This window comes from Streptococcus sp. 1001283B150225_161107_H12, from assembly GCF_015552665.1.
Lineage (GTDB): Bacteria > Bacillota > Bacilli > Lactobacillales > Streptococcaceae > Streptococcus.
The window spans coordinates 184024-203739 of the sequence record NZ_JADNFC010000003.1; the positions used below are offsets into that span (position 1 = coordinate 184024).

The 19716-nt window shown below is 46.5% G+C and carries 11 protein-coding genes and 1 tRNA gene; 3 read left to right on the plus strand and 9 right to left on the minus strand.

What is annotated here, in order from left to right; genetic code table 11:
• Positions 1-8: 8 nt before the first annotated feature.
• The 7 genes from I2C87_RS06015 to I2C87_RS06045 all read right to left on the minus strand — a co-directional run bounded on the left by I2C87_RS06015 (position 9) and on the right by I2C87_RS06045 (position 15540).
• A complete protein-coding gene (locus tag I2C87_RS06015; RefSeq protein WP_023024639.1) occupies positions 9-743 on the minus strand; it encodes a hypothetical protein in 735 nt (244 codons plus the stop codon).
• Between the two features lie 162 nt (positions 744-905).
• Complete coding sequence (locus I2C87_RS06020; RefSeq protein ID WP_023024640.1) at positions 906-1310, minus strand: DUF4430 domain-containing protein; 405 nt, start codon at positions 1308-1310, stop codon at positions 906-908.
• Positions 1291-1779 carry an ECF transporter S component gene (locus I2C87_RS06025; RefSeq protein WP_023027354.1) on the minus strand — a complete coding sequence of 163 codons (489 nt, stop codon included), beginning with the start codon at positions 1777-1779 and terminating at the stop codon, positions 1291-1293. The genes I2C87_RS06020 and I2C87_RS06025 overlap by 20 nt, the downstream gene beginning before the upstream one ends.
• Positions 1780-1790: 11 nt before the next feature.
• A complete protein-coding gene (locus I2C87_RS06030; protein WP_023024642.1) occupies positions 1791-4220 on the minus strand; it encodes an ATP-dependent Clp protease ATP-binding subunit in 2430 nt (809 codons plus the stop codon).
• A 7-nt stretch (positions 4221-4227) separates the two neighbouring features.
• The gene (locus I2C87_RS06035; RefSeq protein ID WP_195324223.1) at positions 4228-4686 is read right to left on the minus strand and encodes a CtsR family transcriptional regulator; all 459 of its coding nucleotides are present in this window, start codon (positions 4684-4686) and stop codon (positions 4228-4230) included.
• A gap of 230 nt (positions 4687-4916) precedes the next feature.
• Positions 4917-8606: an alpha-L-fucosidase gene (locus I2C87_RS06040; RefSeq protein WP_195324224.1), complete on the minus strand. Its 3690-nt coding sequence runs from the start codon at positions 8604-8606 to the stop codon at positions 4917-4919.
• Between the two features lie 103 nt (positions 8607-8709).
• On the minus strand, positions 8710-15540 hold the full coding sequence (locus tag I2C87_RS06045; RefSeq protein ID WP_195324225.1) for an Ig-like domain-containing protein: 6831 nt from the start codon (positions 15538-15540) through the stop codon (positions 8710-8712).
• Between the two features lie 387 nt (positions 15541-15927).
• Here I2C87_RS06045 and I2C87_RS06050 point away from each other — a divergent pair, with 387 nt between their 5' ends.
• Entirely contained in the window at positions 15928-16398 is a 471-nt protein-coding gene (locus I2C87_RS06050) for a COG2426 family protein (RefSeq protein WP_048716691.1), read from the plus strand.
• A 129-nt stretch (positions 16399-16527) separates the two neighbouring features.
• Here I2C87_RS06050 and tsf read toward each other — a convergent pair whose 3' ends face one another.
• Entirely contained in the window at positions 16528-17568 is a 1041-nt protein-coding gene (gene tsf / locus I2C87_RS06055) for a translation elongation factor Ts (protein ID WP_125335075.1), read from the minus strand.
• A 78-nt stretch (positions 17569-17646) separates the two neighbouring features.
• A complete protein-coding gene (gene rpsB / locus I2C87_RS06060; protein ID WP_048716695.1) occupies positions 17647-18429 on the minus strand; it encodes a 30S ribosomal protein S2 in 783 nt (260 codons plus the stop codon).
• Positions 18430-18742: 313 nt separating this feature from the next.
• On the opposite strand from rpsB, the gene I2C87_RS06065 reads away from it, so the two are divergent.
• A tRNA-Cys gene (locus I2C87_RS06065) sits at positions 18743-18813 on the plus strand.
• A 120-nt stretch (positions 18814-18933) separates the two neighbouring features.
• Complete coding sequence (locus I2C87_RS06070) at positions 18934-19653, plus strand: hypothetical protein (RefSeq protein WP_195324226.1); 720 nt, start codon at positions 18934-18936, stop codon at positions 19651-19653.
• Positions 19654-19716: the final 63 nt, after the last annotated feature.

Consider the following 19716-nt stretch of genomic DNA (forward strand, 5'->3'; position numbering starts at 1 on the left):
GCGAGCCATTATTCCCGAACCAAGGCATGCGCATGGCCATTTTCTGTCACTTGAACACTTGCCACTTGACCATCTTGACCGACAACTATATCCAGGCTAGCTGCAGATCCATCTTGGGTGGAAATCAAGCCAGCATGGTAATGACCTTGATCCAAGTTGTATTCATAGCTTCCAATTGTATAGCCCACTGCATCGCCACCAGGAGTTTGAATGGTTACTTGTCCACCTTGTCCGATGCTTACGCCTGTATCTCGACCGTCGGTCCAACTACCTGCTGCTCCTGAATAATCCCCTGAGGCATAACTCAAGACACCTTTATAGCGTGGGTTCTCTGTCTTAGAGGCTTGTTCTTTGGCAGTCGTGCGACCTTCTTCCAAGCTAGGACGTTTTTGTTTTTCTGGTGCTGAGTTCACTGCTGGTTTTGTTTCTTTGGAAGGAGTTGGAACCAGGCCTTGACTGGCTTCTGGAACTCTTGGTGTCACTGGAGTTGATGGATTTTCTTGGCTCGCTTGTGTTTCGCTCGAAGCCATGGCAGGTGATTGTGCAACTTCTGTGCTTTGTGTGGTTTTGCTTGCGGTCTTTTTCTCTTCTTTTTTACTAGTAGAGCTTTGTTTCACTTGCGCAATTTTACTAGTTGAAGATGGACTGGTTTCCTTTTTCTTTTCTGATCCACATCCGCTTAAGAGAAGAGCAGCTGTTAGAGCAAGGGTAAATAGACTAAAGAAGGTTCCTTTCATTTTCATGGCAATACCTCTCTTTTGTAACATTTGTTACATTTTGTAATATAATTGTAACATTCATCTATAGGGAAGTCAAGAGGATTTGCAAGTCTTATAAAAAATAGAAACTAGTTTCAAAAAAAGAGTGAACAAATGGAGCCCTACTCCAAGCATTCACTCTTTTTCTTATTGATAAACTTCTTGATAAAATTCGATAGTATCTCCATCTTGGACAGTTGTTTCTGCTGCCCCTTTTGGTGCCATCTCTCCATTGATCTTGTACATCCAATAGAGTCCCTTGCTTTCGTCCTGGGCTACGCCATCGATCGAGGTGATGAGGCCACTCTTCTCCTCAATCTTGTAGTTAGCTTTCAGGACTTCCATCAGGTTGGCTTTTTCAGCAACCTTCAAGGTCTTGCTTTGAGCTTCTTGCCCTTCAGGGGCGATACTGACCGTAATGGTAATTTGTTTTTCTTTCGCTACTTGTGAGCTAGAAGCTGAGCTTTCCGTAGTCGATGATTTGCTTTGTCCGCAACTGACCAATACAAGAGCTGCTAGGACAGCAAAGAAACTATAAAGTGTTTTTTTCATGATACAATCTCCTAAATACTACATAAAGTAGAGGGTAAAAACAGGCGGTGGAAAGGGCGTGGGCCAAGTTAAAGCTAAAGCCATTCACCAGAGCATAGGTCCACCAAGGCATGTGATAGAGAACAGCATAAAGACTGTCAATCAGCACCCCGTAGAGAAAGGATAAGGTGCCGACCACTAGAGTCTGAACTTGCAAAGACAGATGGCGGTAAAGCCCCCGCCAAAGAGTCAAGAGGAGGCCAAAGGCCAGTATCTGAGCGAGCACCACTGGGCTCATCCCCAAGAGAAAAGCCGAGGTAAACATGGTGACCGCCATCACCAAACAGGCAAATTGCCAGTCTTCAAATAGCACCAGTAAAAAGAAAATGGCACTAATGGGTTGGACATTGGGCAAGAAGGCAAAGGCTTGTCTCAGCACCACACAGAGGGCTGCTAAGAGGGTGATTCGGGTCAAGCGTTTGAGAGGCACTGCATATCCTCCTAGTCAATCGTGAAGTTAAGCCGACCAGACTTAACACCTACCTTGAGGGTTTGCCCTTCAGCCACTTCTCCTCTCAAGAGGATCTCTGCCAAGTAGTCTTCCACCTGGGTCTGGATGGTTCGGCGCAAAGGACGTGCTCCCATCTCTGGATCATATCCGTGAGTCGCCAGCCATTTAAGAGCAGACGCTTGGAATTTCAGAGTAATGCCTTTCTCTGCTAGAGATTGAACCAGCGGTTTCACCATAATCTTGACAATCTCATGCATTTGGTCACTGGTCAAGCTATGGAAGACAACCTTCTCATCAATCCGGTTGATAAACTCTGGTCGATAGGTCTTCTTCAACTCTTCAAAGATGCGTTTCTCCATATTGGCCTGGTCAAAGCGAATATCCTTAGCTCCAAAGCCAACCGTCTTATCATCTCGTAAAGCGGTAGCTCCCAAGTTTGAGGTCATGATAATAATGGTATTGGAGAAATCTACCTTGCGTCCCTTGCTGTCGGTCAAAACACCGTCATCCAAGACTTGCAAGAGAACGTTAAAGATATCCGGATGGGCTTTTTCCACCTCATCAAACAAGAGGACTGAATAAGGTTTGTTGCGGACTTTTTCCGTCAACTCGCCCCCTTCTTCATAACCGACATAGCCTGGAGGGGCTCCGTTGAGACGACTGGCCGCAAATTTCTCCATGTATTCACTCATATCAAAGCGGATCAAAGCGGACTCATCATCAAAGAGGACCTCAGCCAGCGCCTTCGCCAGCTCAGTCTTCCCGACCCCAGTCGGACCGAGGAAGAGGAAGGAGCCAATTGGCCGTTTGTGAGACCGAATTCCCGACTGATTGCGGCGAATGGCTCGGCTGATACTTGAGACAGCCTGATCCTGACCGATCACGCGCTTATGAAGTTCTGCTTCCAATTCAAGGTATTTCTTAGCTGCTGTTTGGGTTAGTTTCTCCACAGGAATGCCTGACAATTGACTGAGCGTCTTCAGGATATCCTCTTCCTTGACTTCTAGCTGGTAGCCTTTTGGACTGGCATCTTCTTTTAGCAATTGAGCAACTTTTTTCCATTGCCCCTTGAGCAAGGCTTGATCAGCAGCTGTCAAGTCGGACTGAAGACCGGCTTGAGGCCCCTTGTTTTGCACGGTCGCTGCCGCCTCATCCAAGAGGTCAATGGCGGAGTCAGGCAAGAGGCGACTGGTCAAATAACGATTGGCATAGACAACAGCTGTCTCGATGGCCTCATCCGTAATATGGACACGGTGGTGACGTTCATAAGTCTTCTTGAGCCCTTGCAAAATCGCGATGCTATCTGCAACAGAGGGTTGCTCAATCAAGACCTTAGCAAAGCGGCGTGACAGAGCAGCGTCTTTTTCAATGTGTTTTTGGTATTCTTCTTGCGTAGTGGCTCCTACGGTCCGTAGGGTCCCGCGAGCCAAGGCTGGCTTCAAGATATTGGCCGCATCCAAGGTGGAGTCAATCCCAGAGCCAGAGCCCATAATGGTATGGAGCTCGTCAATGAAGAGGATGACATGGCCGTCTTCTTCGATATCATTGATGATGTTGTTCATCCGCTCTTCAAAATCTCCACGGAACCGCGTCCCTGCGACAACATTCATCAAGTCCAATTCTAGGACCCGCATTTTAGCCAGTTCCGTCGGGACATCTCCGCTGGCAATCCGTTGAGCCAAGCCCAAGGCTAGAGCGGTCTTTCCGACACCTGCATCACCTACAAGGACCGGATTATTTTTCGTTTTGCGACTCAAAATCTGAATCATCCGCGAGATTTCTTGACCCCGGCCAATCACCGGTTCCAAACTGCCATTGCGAGCCATTTCTGTCAAATCTCGGGTGTAGTCTTCCAAACCACCGCTGGTAGAGGCTGGCATGCCCATCATATTTCCCATGGTTTGACGGTTTGGTTGCTGGGCCCGATAGAGCGAACGAATAGCCTTGACAGCTTCCTTGTCCCAACCTGCTCGTTGTTCCAAGCTCTTACGAAGCTCGACGATTTTAATGCCCTCTTCCTGATCATCATAGCGGAAGCCGACATACTCCAATACTTGAGAAGCCAAGGTTCCCCGTTCTAAAAGAAGCGCCAAGAGGACATGCTCTGTTCCAAGACTTTTGGCATGGACTGCCTGGGCAATCTCTTGGGAACGTTTCATGATTTCTTCGACACGGAAAGAAAAAGGAAACACCTCATAGCGGCCATCCCTCTGGTAGACTTGACCCGTAATGTGCTCCGCCGCATCTTGAAAATCATCAATCTGCATAGGATAGTCACTTAAGACAGAACCAGCTACACTATAAGGATTATTGGCTAGGGCCACTAGGATATGCCAGGTATCTAGCGTTTGGGACTCAAAATGACCCGCCAAGATTTGAGCGGCTTCAATCGTTTCTAATAAGGCTTTTGAATAGTTCATAAGGAGATTACATTCCCTTTCTATCGACTTGTTGGATAATTTTTCGTAGGATATTGGCTCGTAGGCAATGGGCTTCACTTCCCAGGACCTCGTCTGTCGTCGTCACTGACAAAAGCTCTGCTTCTCTCTTTGTAAGGACTTTTTCTTCAAATAGCATCTGGAGAATATCACCAAAAACAGTCTGACTGATTTGTTCTCCGATGCTTGCGCCAAGCTCTTTTAGCATCTGGTGTTGGTCTGAAAATTGGACCTTGCCAATCCGGATATAACCGCCACCTCCACGCTTGCTCTCTACGATATAGCCTCGACTTTCGGTGAAGCGGGTCTTGATCACATAATTGATTTGACTAGGAACAACTTGGAAGACATCCGCTAATTCGCTTCTCTTGAGCTCTGCGATGCCTGCTTGGGCCAGTAGCGACTTGATATAGGCCTCAATGCTATCTGATGTATTTTTACTTGCCATGATGCTCCTTTCTAACCTTTTCATTCTAGATAAGCTCTCTGCTTTTCAGAGGATCAAAAATGGTCTCATCATCCATGATGTCATTCTTGACCTTATCTGACTATTATACAATTTTTACGCCTGTAAATAAAGCAAAGACTACGTCGAGATGGAATCTGAAGACCCTTGTTGGTAGCCAGAAGGAGGCAAAAAAAGAGGATAGCTATTGCTAACCTCTTGTAGAAGGGACTTTAGGATTTCCGACGAGCGTATTTCACTCTTCCGCCTAAGAAGCCTAAGCCGAGTAGTCCGATCCAAGCTAAGAAACTTGCCTTCTCTGATCCTGTCTGTGGCAGTTTTTCTTGGGACTGCACAGGGTCTGGATTTACGGCTTCTACCACAGGAGAAGGAGGAGTCTCTTTCGAAGCCGTTGGTTTCAAAATTGGAGCAATTCCACTTTCTTTTTTGTCTTCTGGAGGAAGGAACGGTTTCGTTTCTTGTGAGTCTTCACTAGGACTTGTTGGTAGCGGCACATCCGGAATAATAGGAGCTTCTTCTACTTCCTTCGTCCCGACTTCTGTGATCTGGTCCTGAGCTTCCACTTCGACAAAGGCATCGACTTCTGTCCGAATTTCTTTGCCTTCTTCTTGTCGAACCTCAATCAATTTCAATCGGCGTCCGACCTTCCCTGCTTGAAGGATCCGGCTTTCGCCCTTGGCCAAGTCCTTGTTCTCACGTGTTTGACTCTCAAATGGAATCTCCTCCGCTTCGATGAGAAGTTCTGGTTTTTCAAGAATCAAATCCCGAACACCTTCTTCTGGTCGTGTCTGCGTCAGCGGTTCATAATTGTGAGCATCTCCTAAGATGGTTTCAAGGGCTTCCACTTGATTAGCTGCAGCAACCAAATCTGGCCGCTCTTGATCCAACAACTGAGTCAAGGCCGTCAATTGTCCTTGAACCGTTGGTTTGAGGTCTGCTTTCAAGCGATCGAGAGAAGCAGCCTTGATCTTTTCTACTCCTTCTCTGATGATCTGTTGCAGCTCTTCTTGACTGAGCAACTGACTATCTTTCCCTGAGAGGATAAATCGGTCTACCTGGATGGCTCTGGATGATTGAGGGTCATTGAGAGACGGATCCAGATGCAGACGTAGCTGGTGGTAGCCTTTTGCTAGACCTTGTAGATTGACCAAACTCTGGTCGAGCTTGCGTTGATCTCCGTAGCCACTGAAATAATGATCGCCTTCGATCTCATAATCATGACCACGCCCTTCTTCGAAGGCTATTTCTTTTCCATCCAGAGTGACGCTGTAGAGACCATGGCTTGGATCGACCACTCCTCGGACCTCCACACCAGTGCCCTTAAAGGTAATGGTCACTTCAATGTGTTTCTTGCCTTCCTCATCGGTCACTTGGTTAAAGCTAGACCAAGATTCTGTGCCATTTGAGAAGTTTGGATTGTCTGTCTCGTGCTGCCAACCCTCACTGTAATGCAGTTTTGGATCTTGGTCATCTACTTCTTTGCGATTTTCTGGGAGCTGGTCCTCGTTCATCACTTGGACTGTCAGTTCTGGAATAAAGCCGACCAGACTTCCTTGATCCGGATGGAGCAATTTGACCTTAAAGTCATAGACGTCAGTCGCTTTTCCTGCAAAATCAAGAGTTGGAACTTGGACTGTTTTTTCCGTCTCTCCATCTGCGAACTCAAGGGTGACGTTGGTATCTTTGTAGACCTTGCCATGAACTCCTGTTCCTGGTTCTGTGATCAATTTGAGACTGGCACTTCCTTTAGAGCCACCTTTTCTCTTGACGACGACTTGCGCTGGGTCGCCTTTCTTAACAGCTAGGGTTGGCTGAGCAAACTCAAAGAGACCCTTTTCTTGGTTATTGAGGGCATAAATCCCTTCCGTTGCGATCGCATCTCCCTTGCTATTGACCAAGGTCAAAGTGTGGGATCCTGCTGCCAAGTCCGGTGTTTCATAGACCTTTTGGCTGCGTTTGCGGCTTGGGCTTTGGGTATTGACCGTCGCTAGTTTTTGGCCATCGACATAGACATCCATTTCCCCATGACCAGGGTCGACAGTTGCGACGACATAGGCCTTGGTGCCTTCAAATTGATAGGTCACGGAAGCTCCCTTTTCCTTGGTCCACATAGAGGTGCCTCGAACGCCTTCTCCCTCTTCATTCCATTGGCCATTAGCCCGCTCAGCAGTCCGGTCAGAATGATAAGTCAAACCAAGCGGATAGCCATCGGTTTCTTCAATGCTGGCTGGCGTCTTATAGACAGAGACTCCGTTCAAGATTGGAGTAGCTTGGGCATCGGTGATGGACACCCGGATATAGCGACTATCAACTGGTTGCCCTTTGATCAAACGGCGATATCCTACGGTTGAACCAGCCCCAAAAGGAACCCATTGACCATTCACAGCCACATCAATGTTGAAACCAGAAATCCGTTGGCCTTTCTCGATCGTTTCCTTGAGCTCGACTACATCAAAGTGTTGCTCTTTTCCAAGATCGAGGACAAAAGAGCCGGTTTTTGCATCATCTGCAGGTGCCCAACTGGTCTTTTCATCGCCATCTGTCAAATGGCTGGCTGAATAATGAGCATTGCGTCGTGTCGAGTCAGCTTCGACCAAAGCTCCTGCCGCATAGTCCACACTGTAGAGTTGATCCAAGGTCTGGCGGAATTCTTTCAAACGGGCCACATCGGCATCCGCAAATTTCCCATCTTGATTGGGTGGAATATTGAGTAAAAGCGGGGTTCCACGGCCGACCGATTTGAAGTAAATGTCCATCAATTCGCGCAAGGACTTAGGCTCTTGGTTGTCATGATAGAACCAGCCGGAGCGAATAGAAACATCCGCTTCTCCCACTGAGTATTGCTTCCCTTCCGGATCCCCGTGATTGAGGTAACTATTCGATGGATTGTTGCGAATCTTATCCGGATTGACCTTATGCCAAACTGGATCTCCAGCGATTCCCTTTTCATTTCCGATCCAACGAACATTGGTCGGCTCAGCTGAGAAAATGGCAATGTCCCCTTGGGCCTTACGAATGGCATCAAACCACTTATCGAAGGTATAAGTGACTTTTTGAGCCCCATCGCCCCGCGCTCCATCCATCCAGACTTCTACGAACTTGCCCTTGTTTCCATATTTTGGATCTTCAAGGATTTCTTTGAGCTGGTTGAGATAGTATTCGTTGTATTGGTCCTCTGTATCCACATGGTAGAGTGGGCTGTGAGCATCCCAAGGCGAGAGGTAGACCCCCATATCCATGTCATACTTGCTGGCAGAAGCAGAAACCTCGGCTAGGACATCACCTTTTCCATCCTTCCAGCCACTTTTGGCAATGGTATGGTCGGTGTATTTGGATGGGTACAAGAGGAAGCCATCGTGGTGCTTGACGACCATGATGGTTCGTTTGAAGCCCGCGTCTTTCAGGGTTTTGATCCACTGATCGGTATCCAGATGCTCTGGATAGAAATAATAAGGGTCTTCTTGCCCATCTCCCCACTCACGATCATAGTAAGTATTCATCCCAAAGTGGATGAAAGCTGCTAGTTCTTCGCGGTGGTATTGCATCTGAGCCTTGCTTGGAAGTGGTCCATAATCCGCAATCTCAGGCTCCTCATCTAGAGAAGTGGCTGGTTGGCTTGCTTCTGTCCCTTGGCTAACTGCGCGATTTTCTTTCTCACTAATAGCTGATGAGGACTGTTCTGATTCTTCTTGGTGCTCGTTCACAGTTTTCTCCTCCTTTCCTTGATCTCCTATATCGCTCGTTTCAACCCGTTCTTCGCGAGTCTCACTCCTCTCAGCTTGTTCCTCTGCGTAACTGGTAGTCACTCCCAAAAAACAAGTCGCTACGACTACCGAGCAGACGCCTACTGAGAGTTTACGAATGCCAAATCGATTTCTCTTATCAAATAATCTTTTTCCCATATTCCATTCCTTTATGTCATCAGGTAAAGAGGGTGGGGCTTCCCCATCCTCCTTCTTTTACCTGTGAACTTTTTTCCGTTATTTGCTAGTTTCTCTAGCTGTTTTATTTGGCCTTATTGGCTCTTTTTTTCTGATCGTCCAGCACAGCACTGGCAAGGCCTGCCGCTAGGATTCCAGCAACGAGGCTTGCGACGCTTTCTTCTATTCCTGTATTTGGTAATCTACCTTCAGAAACTGGAGCAGCTGAAACTGCTAGTGTTTGAGCTGTTTTCTCGACTTCCTTCCCTGCTGCATCTGTCTCTTCCTGACGCACTGCTTTGACCTCAAGAGATGCTTGAGGAGTTGAGGTAGCTACTGGTCCTTCTGAGCCATGAGGATGTTCTGGGTTCGGAAGCGGTTGTGGCTCTGGCTGTGGTTGCGGTTGTGGCTCTGGTTGTGGCTGAGGTTCTGGCTGCGGCTCTGGTTGTGGAGTATCTGGAAGCACTTCTTTCGTGTCCATCTCTGTGATTTCTGCCACTGGATCTAGCTCTACAAAGGCATCTAGTTCCTTCCGGCTTTCCACACCATTTTCTTGAGAGACTTCCACCAAGCGCAATTTGCGACCTTTTTGACCTTCTTGAACCACACGTTTCTCACCTTTTGGAAGTTCTGCATTTGGACGTTCTAAGCGTTCAAAGTCCATCTCTTCTGGCTCAATCACCAACTCTGGTTTGGTGTGGACCAGATTCTTGACCCCTTCTTCAGGAATGGCTGAGCCTGTAGGTGCTTTTGCGGATAGAGAAAGTTGATATACTGTTTCGAGCTTGCCATCTTCTGAGACAACCTTGACAAGAACCGGAGCATTGGCACTTTTAGCATCGATGACCGTAACGGCTGTTCCATTCTTGCCTTGTGCTGAAACGATTGGACGTTCTCCCTCATACTCTAGATGATAATCTGTCACATCTGGTTTAAAACCTTCTAGGTCTTTGCCATTCACTTGGATGGTGACATCAGTTGTGGCCTGGGCCTCTTCTGTTGGAGCATAGGCGCTCAATTCAACGATTCCAATTCCTTTTAGATTTTCATCACGGACCATTCTTAAACGGATGGCTTTGGTTCTGGTTTCGTTGAAGCTGAGGTTAGAGATATAACCAGGCTCAAAGGCATAATCCAAGCTATACGGAATTTCTTCCCAGTTAGAGGCCTGGTTAAATGGATGATCTGGAAGATTCTTCAGATTGCCATAATCATCCGGAACATCAAAGTCTGGACCAATGTAGCGTTCAAGAACCGTTTTCGTTGGCAGACCTGTTTCCTGATCTGCAAAGAAGTCGACCGCTACTTTATTGACTAAGCGCTCTGTTACTTGACCATTTTTCTTGAAGATGAGACCAGCAAACACTTCTGTTTGATCCGGCTCTCTCTTCCAGTTGGTCCAACGGTAGTACTCGTTGTAGCCACCATCATTGATGTAATCGATATAGTCGATTTGATTTGGATCGAGATCGTTGGTTTCACTAGCAAATGCTCTGGTATCCTCTGCATTGTAGTCACGGTTCACAGAGAGGATTTCTCCTGTCTTTTCTGACACCCGGACGGTCAGATGAGCTGTCAGATCATAGCCGAGGACTTTTCCTTCTAACGTGAAGCTGCCTTCATGAGAAAGTGCATCAGCTGGGATAGCCTGCCAGTCCACCGTCAGTTCCTTGCGTTCATAACCTGTGTCCCCTTTGAAGTAGACACCTACTGTAGATGGTAGAACCAGATCTTGACCGACTTTCACAAAACGTCTGCCTGCTTCTACTGCTACTGGGGTAGCTTGTTTCAGTTTTTCTGCATCACTTGTGAGATGGAGGCGGTATTCTTGTAAGATAGTACCATCTTCTGCTTTATGGATGACACGGATTGGCTCACCTTCATGGACGCTTGGCACAACCGTTGCAAGACCGTGATGGCTAGCTGTCGCTTCCACTTGTGGATAAGCCCGATCACGCGCATCGATGTAGTAATCGGTCACACTTGGATTAACTCCTGGCAAAACCTCACCGTTGACACGAATGGTCACCTGGCTCTTTTCTTCTGCCGCAACCTTATTGGCAAATACCTGAATCTCTGAAATGGAGCTTCCACGTTTGCCTTCTGGTGTCTTCATGCGGATCCGAACGGCATAGGTGTCGACTTTATCAAAACTGAAATGATTCATCTTGCCAGCTGCTACCGGTTCTTCAACGGTTAGGTTGCTGACTTCTTTCCAGTTGGCTGGATTGTTAAATGGATGGTCTGTTTCGTCTTTAACACGATTTGGATTGCTTGGAACAGTTGGGATTTGTTCCCCTGTATAGTACTCAATCACATATTCACTTGGAGCCCCAACGCCGTGGTCTTCATGGAAACCAACATGGAGGTTGTCCACTGCTCGCTTGGTCAAGATACCAGAATCCCCAAACAAGATACCAACAGAATCTTCCGCATTGTCACGGCCCCAGTTGGTCCAACGGTTAGCTGGAGCATCGGTAAAGGAGATGACCTTATCATTGACCTTAGCAACTGGATCCGCATCGTTAGAGTCACTTGCAAAAGCGAGTGGCAAGACTGATCCTGTCCATTGCTCTGCTACATTGGCTCCCTTGACTGTGGTGCTAGAAACACGAATATGAAGACGGGTTGGAAGGTTGGTTCCTTCTACACGGCCGGAGAGGACAACTTCTCCTTCTTGGGCCAAGAGTTGCGGATCGACCGCATCCCAGGCCACCTTTGCAGCATAGGTCTTGCCATTGGAGTGATAAGTCCGCACGCTTTCTGGAAGGGCTGGTTTTTCACCAACTGGCGTTGTCGTGCTGACTTCTTCTACAGCGATAATGCCTTCAACGGTGACTTGAGCTTGGGCTTCTTTTTCCACACCCTCTACATGACCTGTGACTGTAAAGCTATGGTAATCCTTGACTTGATCTGCTGTCACGGCATCCCAGGTCACACGTTTTTCTTTCGGGAATCCCTTGTCATACTCGACCAAGACTGTCTCTGGAAGAGCTGGCAAAACATTTCGATTCGTACTAATCCGTACAGGACGCACCTTGACAACCGTCTTTTCTTCAGGATTTGGCGTGATGGTAAAGGTTAATTCCCCTGTTTTTCCTTGGAAGTTGGCTTCTAAATGAACCAATCCTGCTTCTCGCAATTCCAAACCTTTATTGGTTGCGACTGCTTTTCCTTGACTTCCCGCTGCTGTTGCCACATCGATTTGATCTGCTTTGAGACTTGCCTGGCTACCATCTTGGTAATGAGCAATGACTTCAAGTGGTACTGTTTGGTCTTCCTTGAGTTCTTGCCCTTCTGGCAGACGCAATTCTAGGCGCTGGATCTGTGGACTTTCTTCTTGGAATTGGACTACATAGGTCTGGACAGCTCCCGTATCCTTATCGGTAACATAGATTTGAGCTTTCAAACCATTTTCACGGCCAGCTTGTAGGACCGTCACTTGGGCATTTTCTGCACTTGCTGTGACTTGACCTGGCTCTTGCCCATAAGCGAGGGAACGGAAAATGGTATGGTTGCCACTACCAAATTTTGGAAGAGCTACTCCATCTAGCTGCACAGTTGGTTTCTTAGCCTTGGCTACATCTCCTCCTGCAACCACTAGCGTCGCTTGGACCGTTTCCCCATTGCCTAGGAGACCTGTCGCCTTCAAGCGAGCACCTGGTGTGGACAACTGATCTTCTTGACCAGCTTCCAAGGTCCATTGATCAACTTCATAGCTAACTGTCCGGCCATCTGTGAAGACCAATTGCACTGTCTTATCCACTGTCGTTAGATCTGCTCCCTGTGGGATTTGTTTGATAACTGGAAGGACTTGCTCCACACCGATCACATCGACCAGAGCTTCGACCGTCCGTCCTTGAACATGACCTGTCACCCGGACTTGGCCAGCACGACTATAGTCTGCTGCATCCCATTCGACGGCTTCTTCTTGGGCCTTGCCATCACTATAAACAACAGATACGTGACTTGGAAGTTCAGGATTTTGTCCCAAGTACACTTGAGTTCGAACCGGTTCGACCCCCAAGACAGAGCGTTCTTCCTGGTCCTTCTTACCAGTAAAGAGGCTGACTTGGTCTGACTGCAAGCGGTCTGAGTCTGCATACAGGGTAAAGGCACCCGCCTGCTCAGTCGATTTGACAATGACAACCCCTTTGCCGTTGAAGGCCCGACGTTGCCATGAGCCATCTTCCTGCGCTTTGTAGCGTTCCCGGCTGGCTTGTTCCCCGTTGTCGACGCCGACAATTTGGCCTTGTCCATGCAAATGGAAATGCACCAAATTATTGGCAGTTGGAACGACACGACCTGCTTCATCGACGATTTCATAGGTAATATAGGTCAGATCCTTGCCGTCTGCTGCAATGGCGTGTTCTTCTTTCAGCAGGCGAACACCGGCTGGCTTCCCAGCTGTTTCGATTTGATCGCGGGCAATCACTTCGCCTGCTTCGTTGCGGGCAATAGCTTCCACCTTACCTGGCACATAAGGAACCAACCACTCTAGATAGAGTTCATCCGGATTTGCCCCTTCTTGGTAGGTCCGGCCATCTGCTGTGGTCTTCTTGGTAAAGGTCTTGACCCCTTGTGATTCCCCATTGACAATCAATTCCACACTGTGGGCATTGGAGAAGGTCTGAACAGGGATCCGGCCTTCTTCATCCATGACACGATTGGCTAATTCTGGATTTTCCCAGTTCCAATGCGGTAAGAGATGGACCATTGGATGTTTCTCAGCTGACAACCATTGACTTTGGTAGAGGTAAAAATCATTCTTCGGAAGACCGGCAGTATCGACAATACCGAAATAAGAACTTTTCACAGGTGTGTCATTTTGGTTGTGCCATGGTGTTGGCTCACCGATATAGTCGGTACCTGTCCAGATAAATTGCCCTGCATAGCCGGCATGATCGCGGTCAAAGGTCCAAGAGGCTGTCGCTGTCCGACCCCAACCAACCCGGTCATTGCCGTAGTCAGATTGTTCATAGTGGCGGTCTTCTTGGTTGCTTCCGACCCATTCTCTTTCAGGATGATAGTAAGAGCCCCGTGTCCGCGTTGCAGAAGAGGTTTCAGAACCATAAATGAGCCAGTTTGGGTGTTTAGCGCGTAGGCTTTCATAGTTGGCCTCTGAATAGTTAAATCCAACTGCATCGAGCTCTGCCGCTACCTTTTCATGCCCTCCTGATCCATCACCAAAGCGGAATTTATCAGCTCCCATGGTGACATAGCGGGTTGCATCCACTTCCTTGATGGTCTTGACCAGACGACGAACGGTTGCGACAGACTTATCAGATCCATCTGCTTCACCGACTTCGTTACCGATTGACCACATCACAATGGAAGGATTGTTCTTGCCTCGCTCTACCATGGTCCGAAGGTCATAGTCAGACCACTTATCCCCTTTACGAGCTTCTGGATGTGTTGCATCCTTTTCAAAGAATCGACCGTAATCGTATTGCTTTTTGCCACCATACCAGGTATCAAAGGCTTCTTCTTGGACCATCAAGCCCAACTCGGCCGCAATTTGCAGGGTTTGTTCACTCGCTGGGTTGTGGGTCGTCCGGATGGCATTGACCCCCATGTCCTTCATCTGTTTGAGACGGCGGTATTCAGCCTTGTAATTTTCCTCAGCTCCGAGGGCTCCATGGTCATGGTGAAGGGAAACACCATGGAATTTCGTAGCCGCTCCGTTAAGGAAGAAGCCACCTTCTGGTGTCCAGTTGAGATAGCGATAACCAAAGCGTTCCTTTTGCACATCGACCAATTGCGAATCCCGATAGACCCGTGTATACAGAGTATAAAGGGCTGGGTTATTGGTTTTGACATCCCAGAGGGTCGGTTTTTCAACATGAAGAGTATGAGACAGGTTGATCTCTTGACCAGCCAAAACGGATTGCACTTCACTGCGCACCTTTTCACTGACCACTTGACCATTTTGATCGACGATTTCGTATTCCGCATACACACTGTGGGCTTGATCATCTTGGTTGACAATACGACTCTTCACAAGAGTATCGACTGCCCCATTCTGTTGTTCTTCTAATTTTGGACTCGTGATGGTGGTCCCATACTTAGCTACATGGACCTTATCCGTCACACTGAGTTTGACATCACGATAAATCCCACTTCCAGAATACCAACGACTACTTGGCTGTTGGTTGACCACATGAACCGCGATGGTGTTTTCACTTCCATCCGCATTCAAATAAGGAGTAATATCATAAGAAAAGGCATTGTAGCCATTTGGATAATGACCCACAAATTGTCCGTTTACATAGACTTTGGAATCCATGTAAACTCCACCAAATTCCAAACGCACCTTCTTATCGAGGTCCTTGTCTTCCAAACGGAAGGTCTTGCGATACCAAGCATCCCCTCCATTTAATTGCCCCCCTTCATTTTGAGCAGGAGAGTTGTGATCGAAATCAAAGAAAATAGACCAGTCATGAGGAAGATCTAATTTTTTCCAATCCTTGACATCCACTTGACGCCCTTCTGCACCAGGAGCTGCGTTTAACTTGAAATACCAGTCCTTGTTAAAGTCTCGTTCGCGATCTTGCACCATGTCCTCCGCTACTTGTTTTTGATCCTTGGTAGCCTCTTCAGTAGCCCCAGCAGAACGTTCACTTGTTTGAGGTTCCCCCTGTGGCTTTTCGATTTCGCTCTCATTTCTTTCAGGGGTAATCACAGCAGGTGCCTCTAAGGTTGTTGAAGCTTTATCACTTGTCCCAACTTCTCCATTCGTCACCTCTGACGCTTCCCTTGTGGCTGTCATCTCCTCTTCTGTTACAGCTCTTCCTTCTTCTTCAGCTAAGACAGATGGAGCTCCAAAAAAAGATACACCGATTAATACAGAACAAGCTCCAACCGCGAGCTTGCGAATACTAAATACACTGCGCTTTTCAAAAAAAGACTTTCCCATATTTAACCTCCTCTTGGGATTTTTAACAATGTAAGCGCTTTCTAAAATGCGTTTGCAAAAAAAGAAACTCTACATTTTAACTATACCAAAAGTTGAGGCTTAAACAAGAGAGCTAGCTAAGAATATATAGTTTGTACTAAAAGAACTATACTTTGTCGAACTGATTTTTATTAGCAAAAATAGCCTTGTCTGGAGAATTAATCTATAATAACACTTCTTTCATATACGAGAACTTGAGAAAGAAATCGTGAGGATGATCCCAATTTAATACAAAGGATTCGAGCTCCCTCTATTCACATGCCTTCAAAAGGAATTCTCCTGTTTGAAACAGTTGTCATTCCAGCGGAGATAAGGTAGAATGAAAAGGATGAATTGAAAGGATGACACATGAACTACATTATTACTTTTTTGATTTCCATGATTCCTCTGGTAGAACTTCGTGGAGCTGTTCCCTACGCCATCTCTAGCGGAATTCCTCTTTGGCAAGCCCTCCTGATTGGGGTCGTTGGCAACATGCTTCCTGTCCCTATTATTTTCTTTTTCGCTCGCCATATCCTGGAGTGGGGGAAAGAAAAGCCTGTTATAGGGAATTTCTTTACCTGGTGTCTCAACAAGGGACATCGTGGAGGACAAAAACTAGAAGAAGCTGCAGGGGATAAGGGAATCTTTTGGGCCCTACTCCTATTCGTCGGTATTCCCTTACCAGGAACTGGAGCCTGGACTGGAACCCTCGCCGCCTCTATTCTAGACTGGGACTTCAAACGGAGCGTCCTTGCTGTTATGCTGGGAGTTGTCCTAGCAGGTCTCATCATGGGATTTCTCTCGCTCCTCTTTGGACTGGATACCTTTGCGCATTAATCACTAAAAGGACTGAAACATCTGTTTCAGTCCTCTTAGTATGTAGACAACCTATTTTTTACATAAAATAGCTAGATCACTTTATCTTACAAAAAAGAGGTTTCCAGCGAAACCTCTTATTTTTTATTCTTAGTTGTTAAGAGCTGCTGCCATTGTAGCTGCAACTTCTGCTTCAAAGTCATTTGAAGCTTTTTCAATACCTTCACCAACTTCAAAGCGAACGAATTCAACAACTGAAGCATTTACTGATTCAAGGTAAGCTTCCACTGTCTTGCTGTCATCCATGATGTAAACTTGTGCAAGAAGAGTGTAGGCTTGGTCAACTTTCGTGTTGTCCAAGAAGAAGCGATCCATTTTACCTGGGATGATTTTATCCCAGATTTTTTCTGGTTTACCTTCAGCTGCCAATTCAGCTTTGATATCTTCTTCAGCTTGAGCAACCACTTCGTCAGTCAATTGAGCTTTAGAACCATACTTCAAGTGTGGAAGAGCTGGTTTACCAACCATTGCACGGCTTTCGTTATCTTGGTCGATGACGTGGTTCAATTGTGCCAATTCATCTTTCACGAATTGTTCATCCAATTCTTTGTATGAAAGAACAGTTGGTTTCATTGCAGCGATGTGCATTGAGATTTGTTTAGCAAGTGCTTCGTCTCCACCTTCGACAACAGAGATAACACCGATACGTCCACCGTTGTGTTGGTAAGCACCGAAGTGTTGTGCATCTGTTTTTTCAAGCAAAGCAAAACGACGGAATGAGATTTTTTCTCCGATTGTAGCAGTTGCAGATACGTATGCTGCTTCAAGAGTTTCACCTGAAGGCATTGTCAAAGCAAGAGCTTCTTCGTTGTTAGCTGGTTTACCTTCAGCGATGACTTTCGCAGTTGCATTTACCAATTCAACGAATTGAGCGTTTTTCGCAACGAAGTCAGTTTCAGCATTTACTTCAACTACTGCTGCAACGTTACCGTTCACATAAACACCAGTCAAACCTTCAGCGGCAACACGGTCAGCTTTCTTAGCTGCTTTAGCCATACCTTTTTCGCGAAGCAATTCGATCGCTTTTTCGATGTCACCTTCAACCTCAACCAAGGCTTTCTTAGCGTCCATGACACCAGCACCAGATTTTTCACGCAACTCCTTAACAAGTTTAGCTGTAATTTCTGCCATTTTGTTTCTCCTATATTTTTTTAAAAATAGGAGAGCCGGGCTAAGCCCCGCCCTCCTAGGTAATTACGATTGTGATAATTAAGCGTTGTCGCCTTCTACAACTTCAACGATTTCTTCGATTGAATCTGCTTGAGTTTCAGTTGCTGCCAATTCAGCTTCAACTGATGCAACTGCATCTTCACCTTGACGTCCTTCGATAACAGCGTCAGCCATTTTCGCAGTGATCAATTTAACAGCGCGGATAGCGTCATCGTTAGCTGGGATGATTACATCGATATCGTCTGGGTCAGTGTTTGTGTCGACCATCGCTACAACTGGGATACCCAATTTCTTAGCTTCTTTAACAGCGATTTGCTCTTTGTGTGGATCCACAACATACATTACGTCTGGGATACGAGGCATATCTTCGATACCACCCAAGAATTTTTCAAGACGAGCGCGTTGTTTGTTAAGAAGTGCAACTTCTTTCTTAGGAAGAACGTCGAAGATTCCTTCTTCTTCCATGCGTTTGATTTCTTTCAAACGAGCGATACGTTTTTGGATTGTTCCCCAGTTAGTAAGGGTACCACCCAACCAACGGTGGTTGATGTAGTATTGACCTGAACGAACAGCTTCTTCAGCAACAGCTTCAGCAGCTTGTTTCTTAGTACCAACAAACAATACAACTGCGTCGTTTGCAGCAGCTTCACGCATGAAGTCATATGCTTGGTCAGCGTATTTTACAGTTTGTTGCAAGTCGATAACGTGGATTCCGTTACGCTCAGTGAAGATGTACTTAGCCATCTTAGGGTTCCAGCGACGAGTTTGGTGACCGAAGTGTACACCAGCCTCAAGAAGTTGTTTCATTGAAATTACTGCCATGAGTAAGTTCTCCTTTTTGTTTTTTTCTCCTCTCCCAGACGTCAGCTTGCAACACGACCACAAGGGCAACGGTGCCACAATGGTTCCGGGATGAGTATTTATTGCTTTACGCAACTTTATCAGTATAGCAGATTTAGAAGCTTTTTGCAAGTCATTTGAGAGAAATTCCTAGACTTTCCTGCTTTTCTTCAGGGCTCTCCCTCCTTCCTTTATGTTTTTCTGCTCGATTCTCATTCTTTCCCTTTTATAAGCCTTTTGTCCAAAATTTTTTCTTGACCTTATCTGATTTTTAAGATAAAATAGAATATGTTGTGGCGGTATAGCCAAGTGGTAAGGCACGGCTCTGCAAAAGCTTGATCGTCGGTTCAAATCCGTCTACCGCCTTCACAAACAAATATCAATGAGCCCAGCAATGGGCTTTTTTGATACCATCACTTGATTGAACTGCATCAGCGCTCCTTTGCGAGCGATTCTGTTCTCCACTCATGAAAGGAAAAGATGATAATGAAAAAAGTTACCTTATATGCTCTCAGCATCCTCTCATTGGCCATGCTGGCTGCTTGCCAACCTGCTGCACCAGAGACTCACCAAAGAAAACCTCTTGTGAGCAGCTCTAAAAAAACCTCTAAAAGCTCTAAGAGTTCTAAAAGTTCATATTCTAAAAAGTCAACCAGCAAAAAGGATTTTTCATCAGGCTTCGATAAGGATGATTCTTATAGCTCGTCAGACTCTAACACGCGCGAGGATCCTAACTATACAATGAGCTTGATGGACCAAGGAGAGTCACTGGAAGCTATCGGGGATATCCCTGAAATGCCAAAATGGGCTGCCTTCAAAGAGATTAAAGTGGAAATCCTTGTCGGGAATGAAGCCCTTGCCCCTACTACAAAAGATGAAGCCATCAGCAAGTTAGGCCCTACTGATTCCACTTCTTATAATAGTGGTTACTGGCATGGGGAGGGCAGTGGTATCATGATTAGTTTTAATGAAAAAGGCCAAGCTACTAACAAAATTGCCACCTTGCCTAACTCTAAAAGGGTTACGAATCTCAAGGATATTCAACCTGGAATGACAGCTAAAGAAGTCATTGAAAAACGCGGCCGTCCAGAAACTGTTTTCGTCTTTGGCTACGCGACTATCTTTACTTGGAAAGGTGAAGACGGGAAGGACTACTCTGTCGGTTTTGACAAAGAAACAGTCTTCCAAGTCTCTGAACCTGCATAAAAATCTCTTTTCAACAAACACAAATCCTCCAAGACCAGCGTCTTGGAGGATTTCTTTCTATCA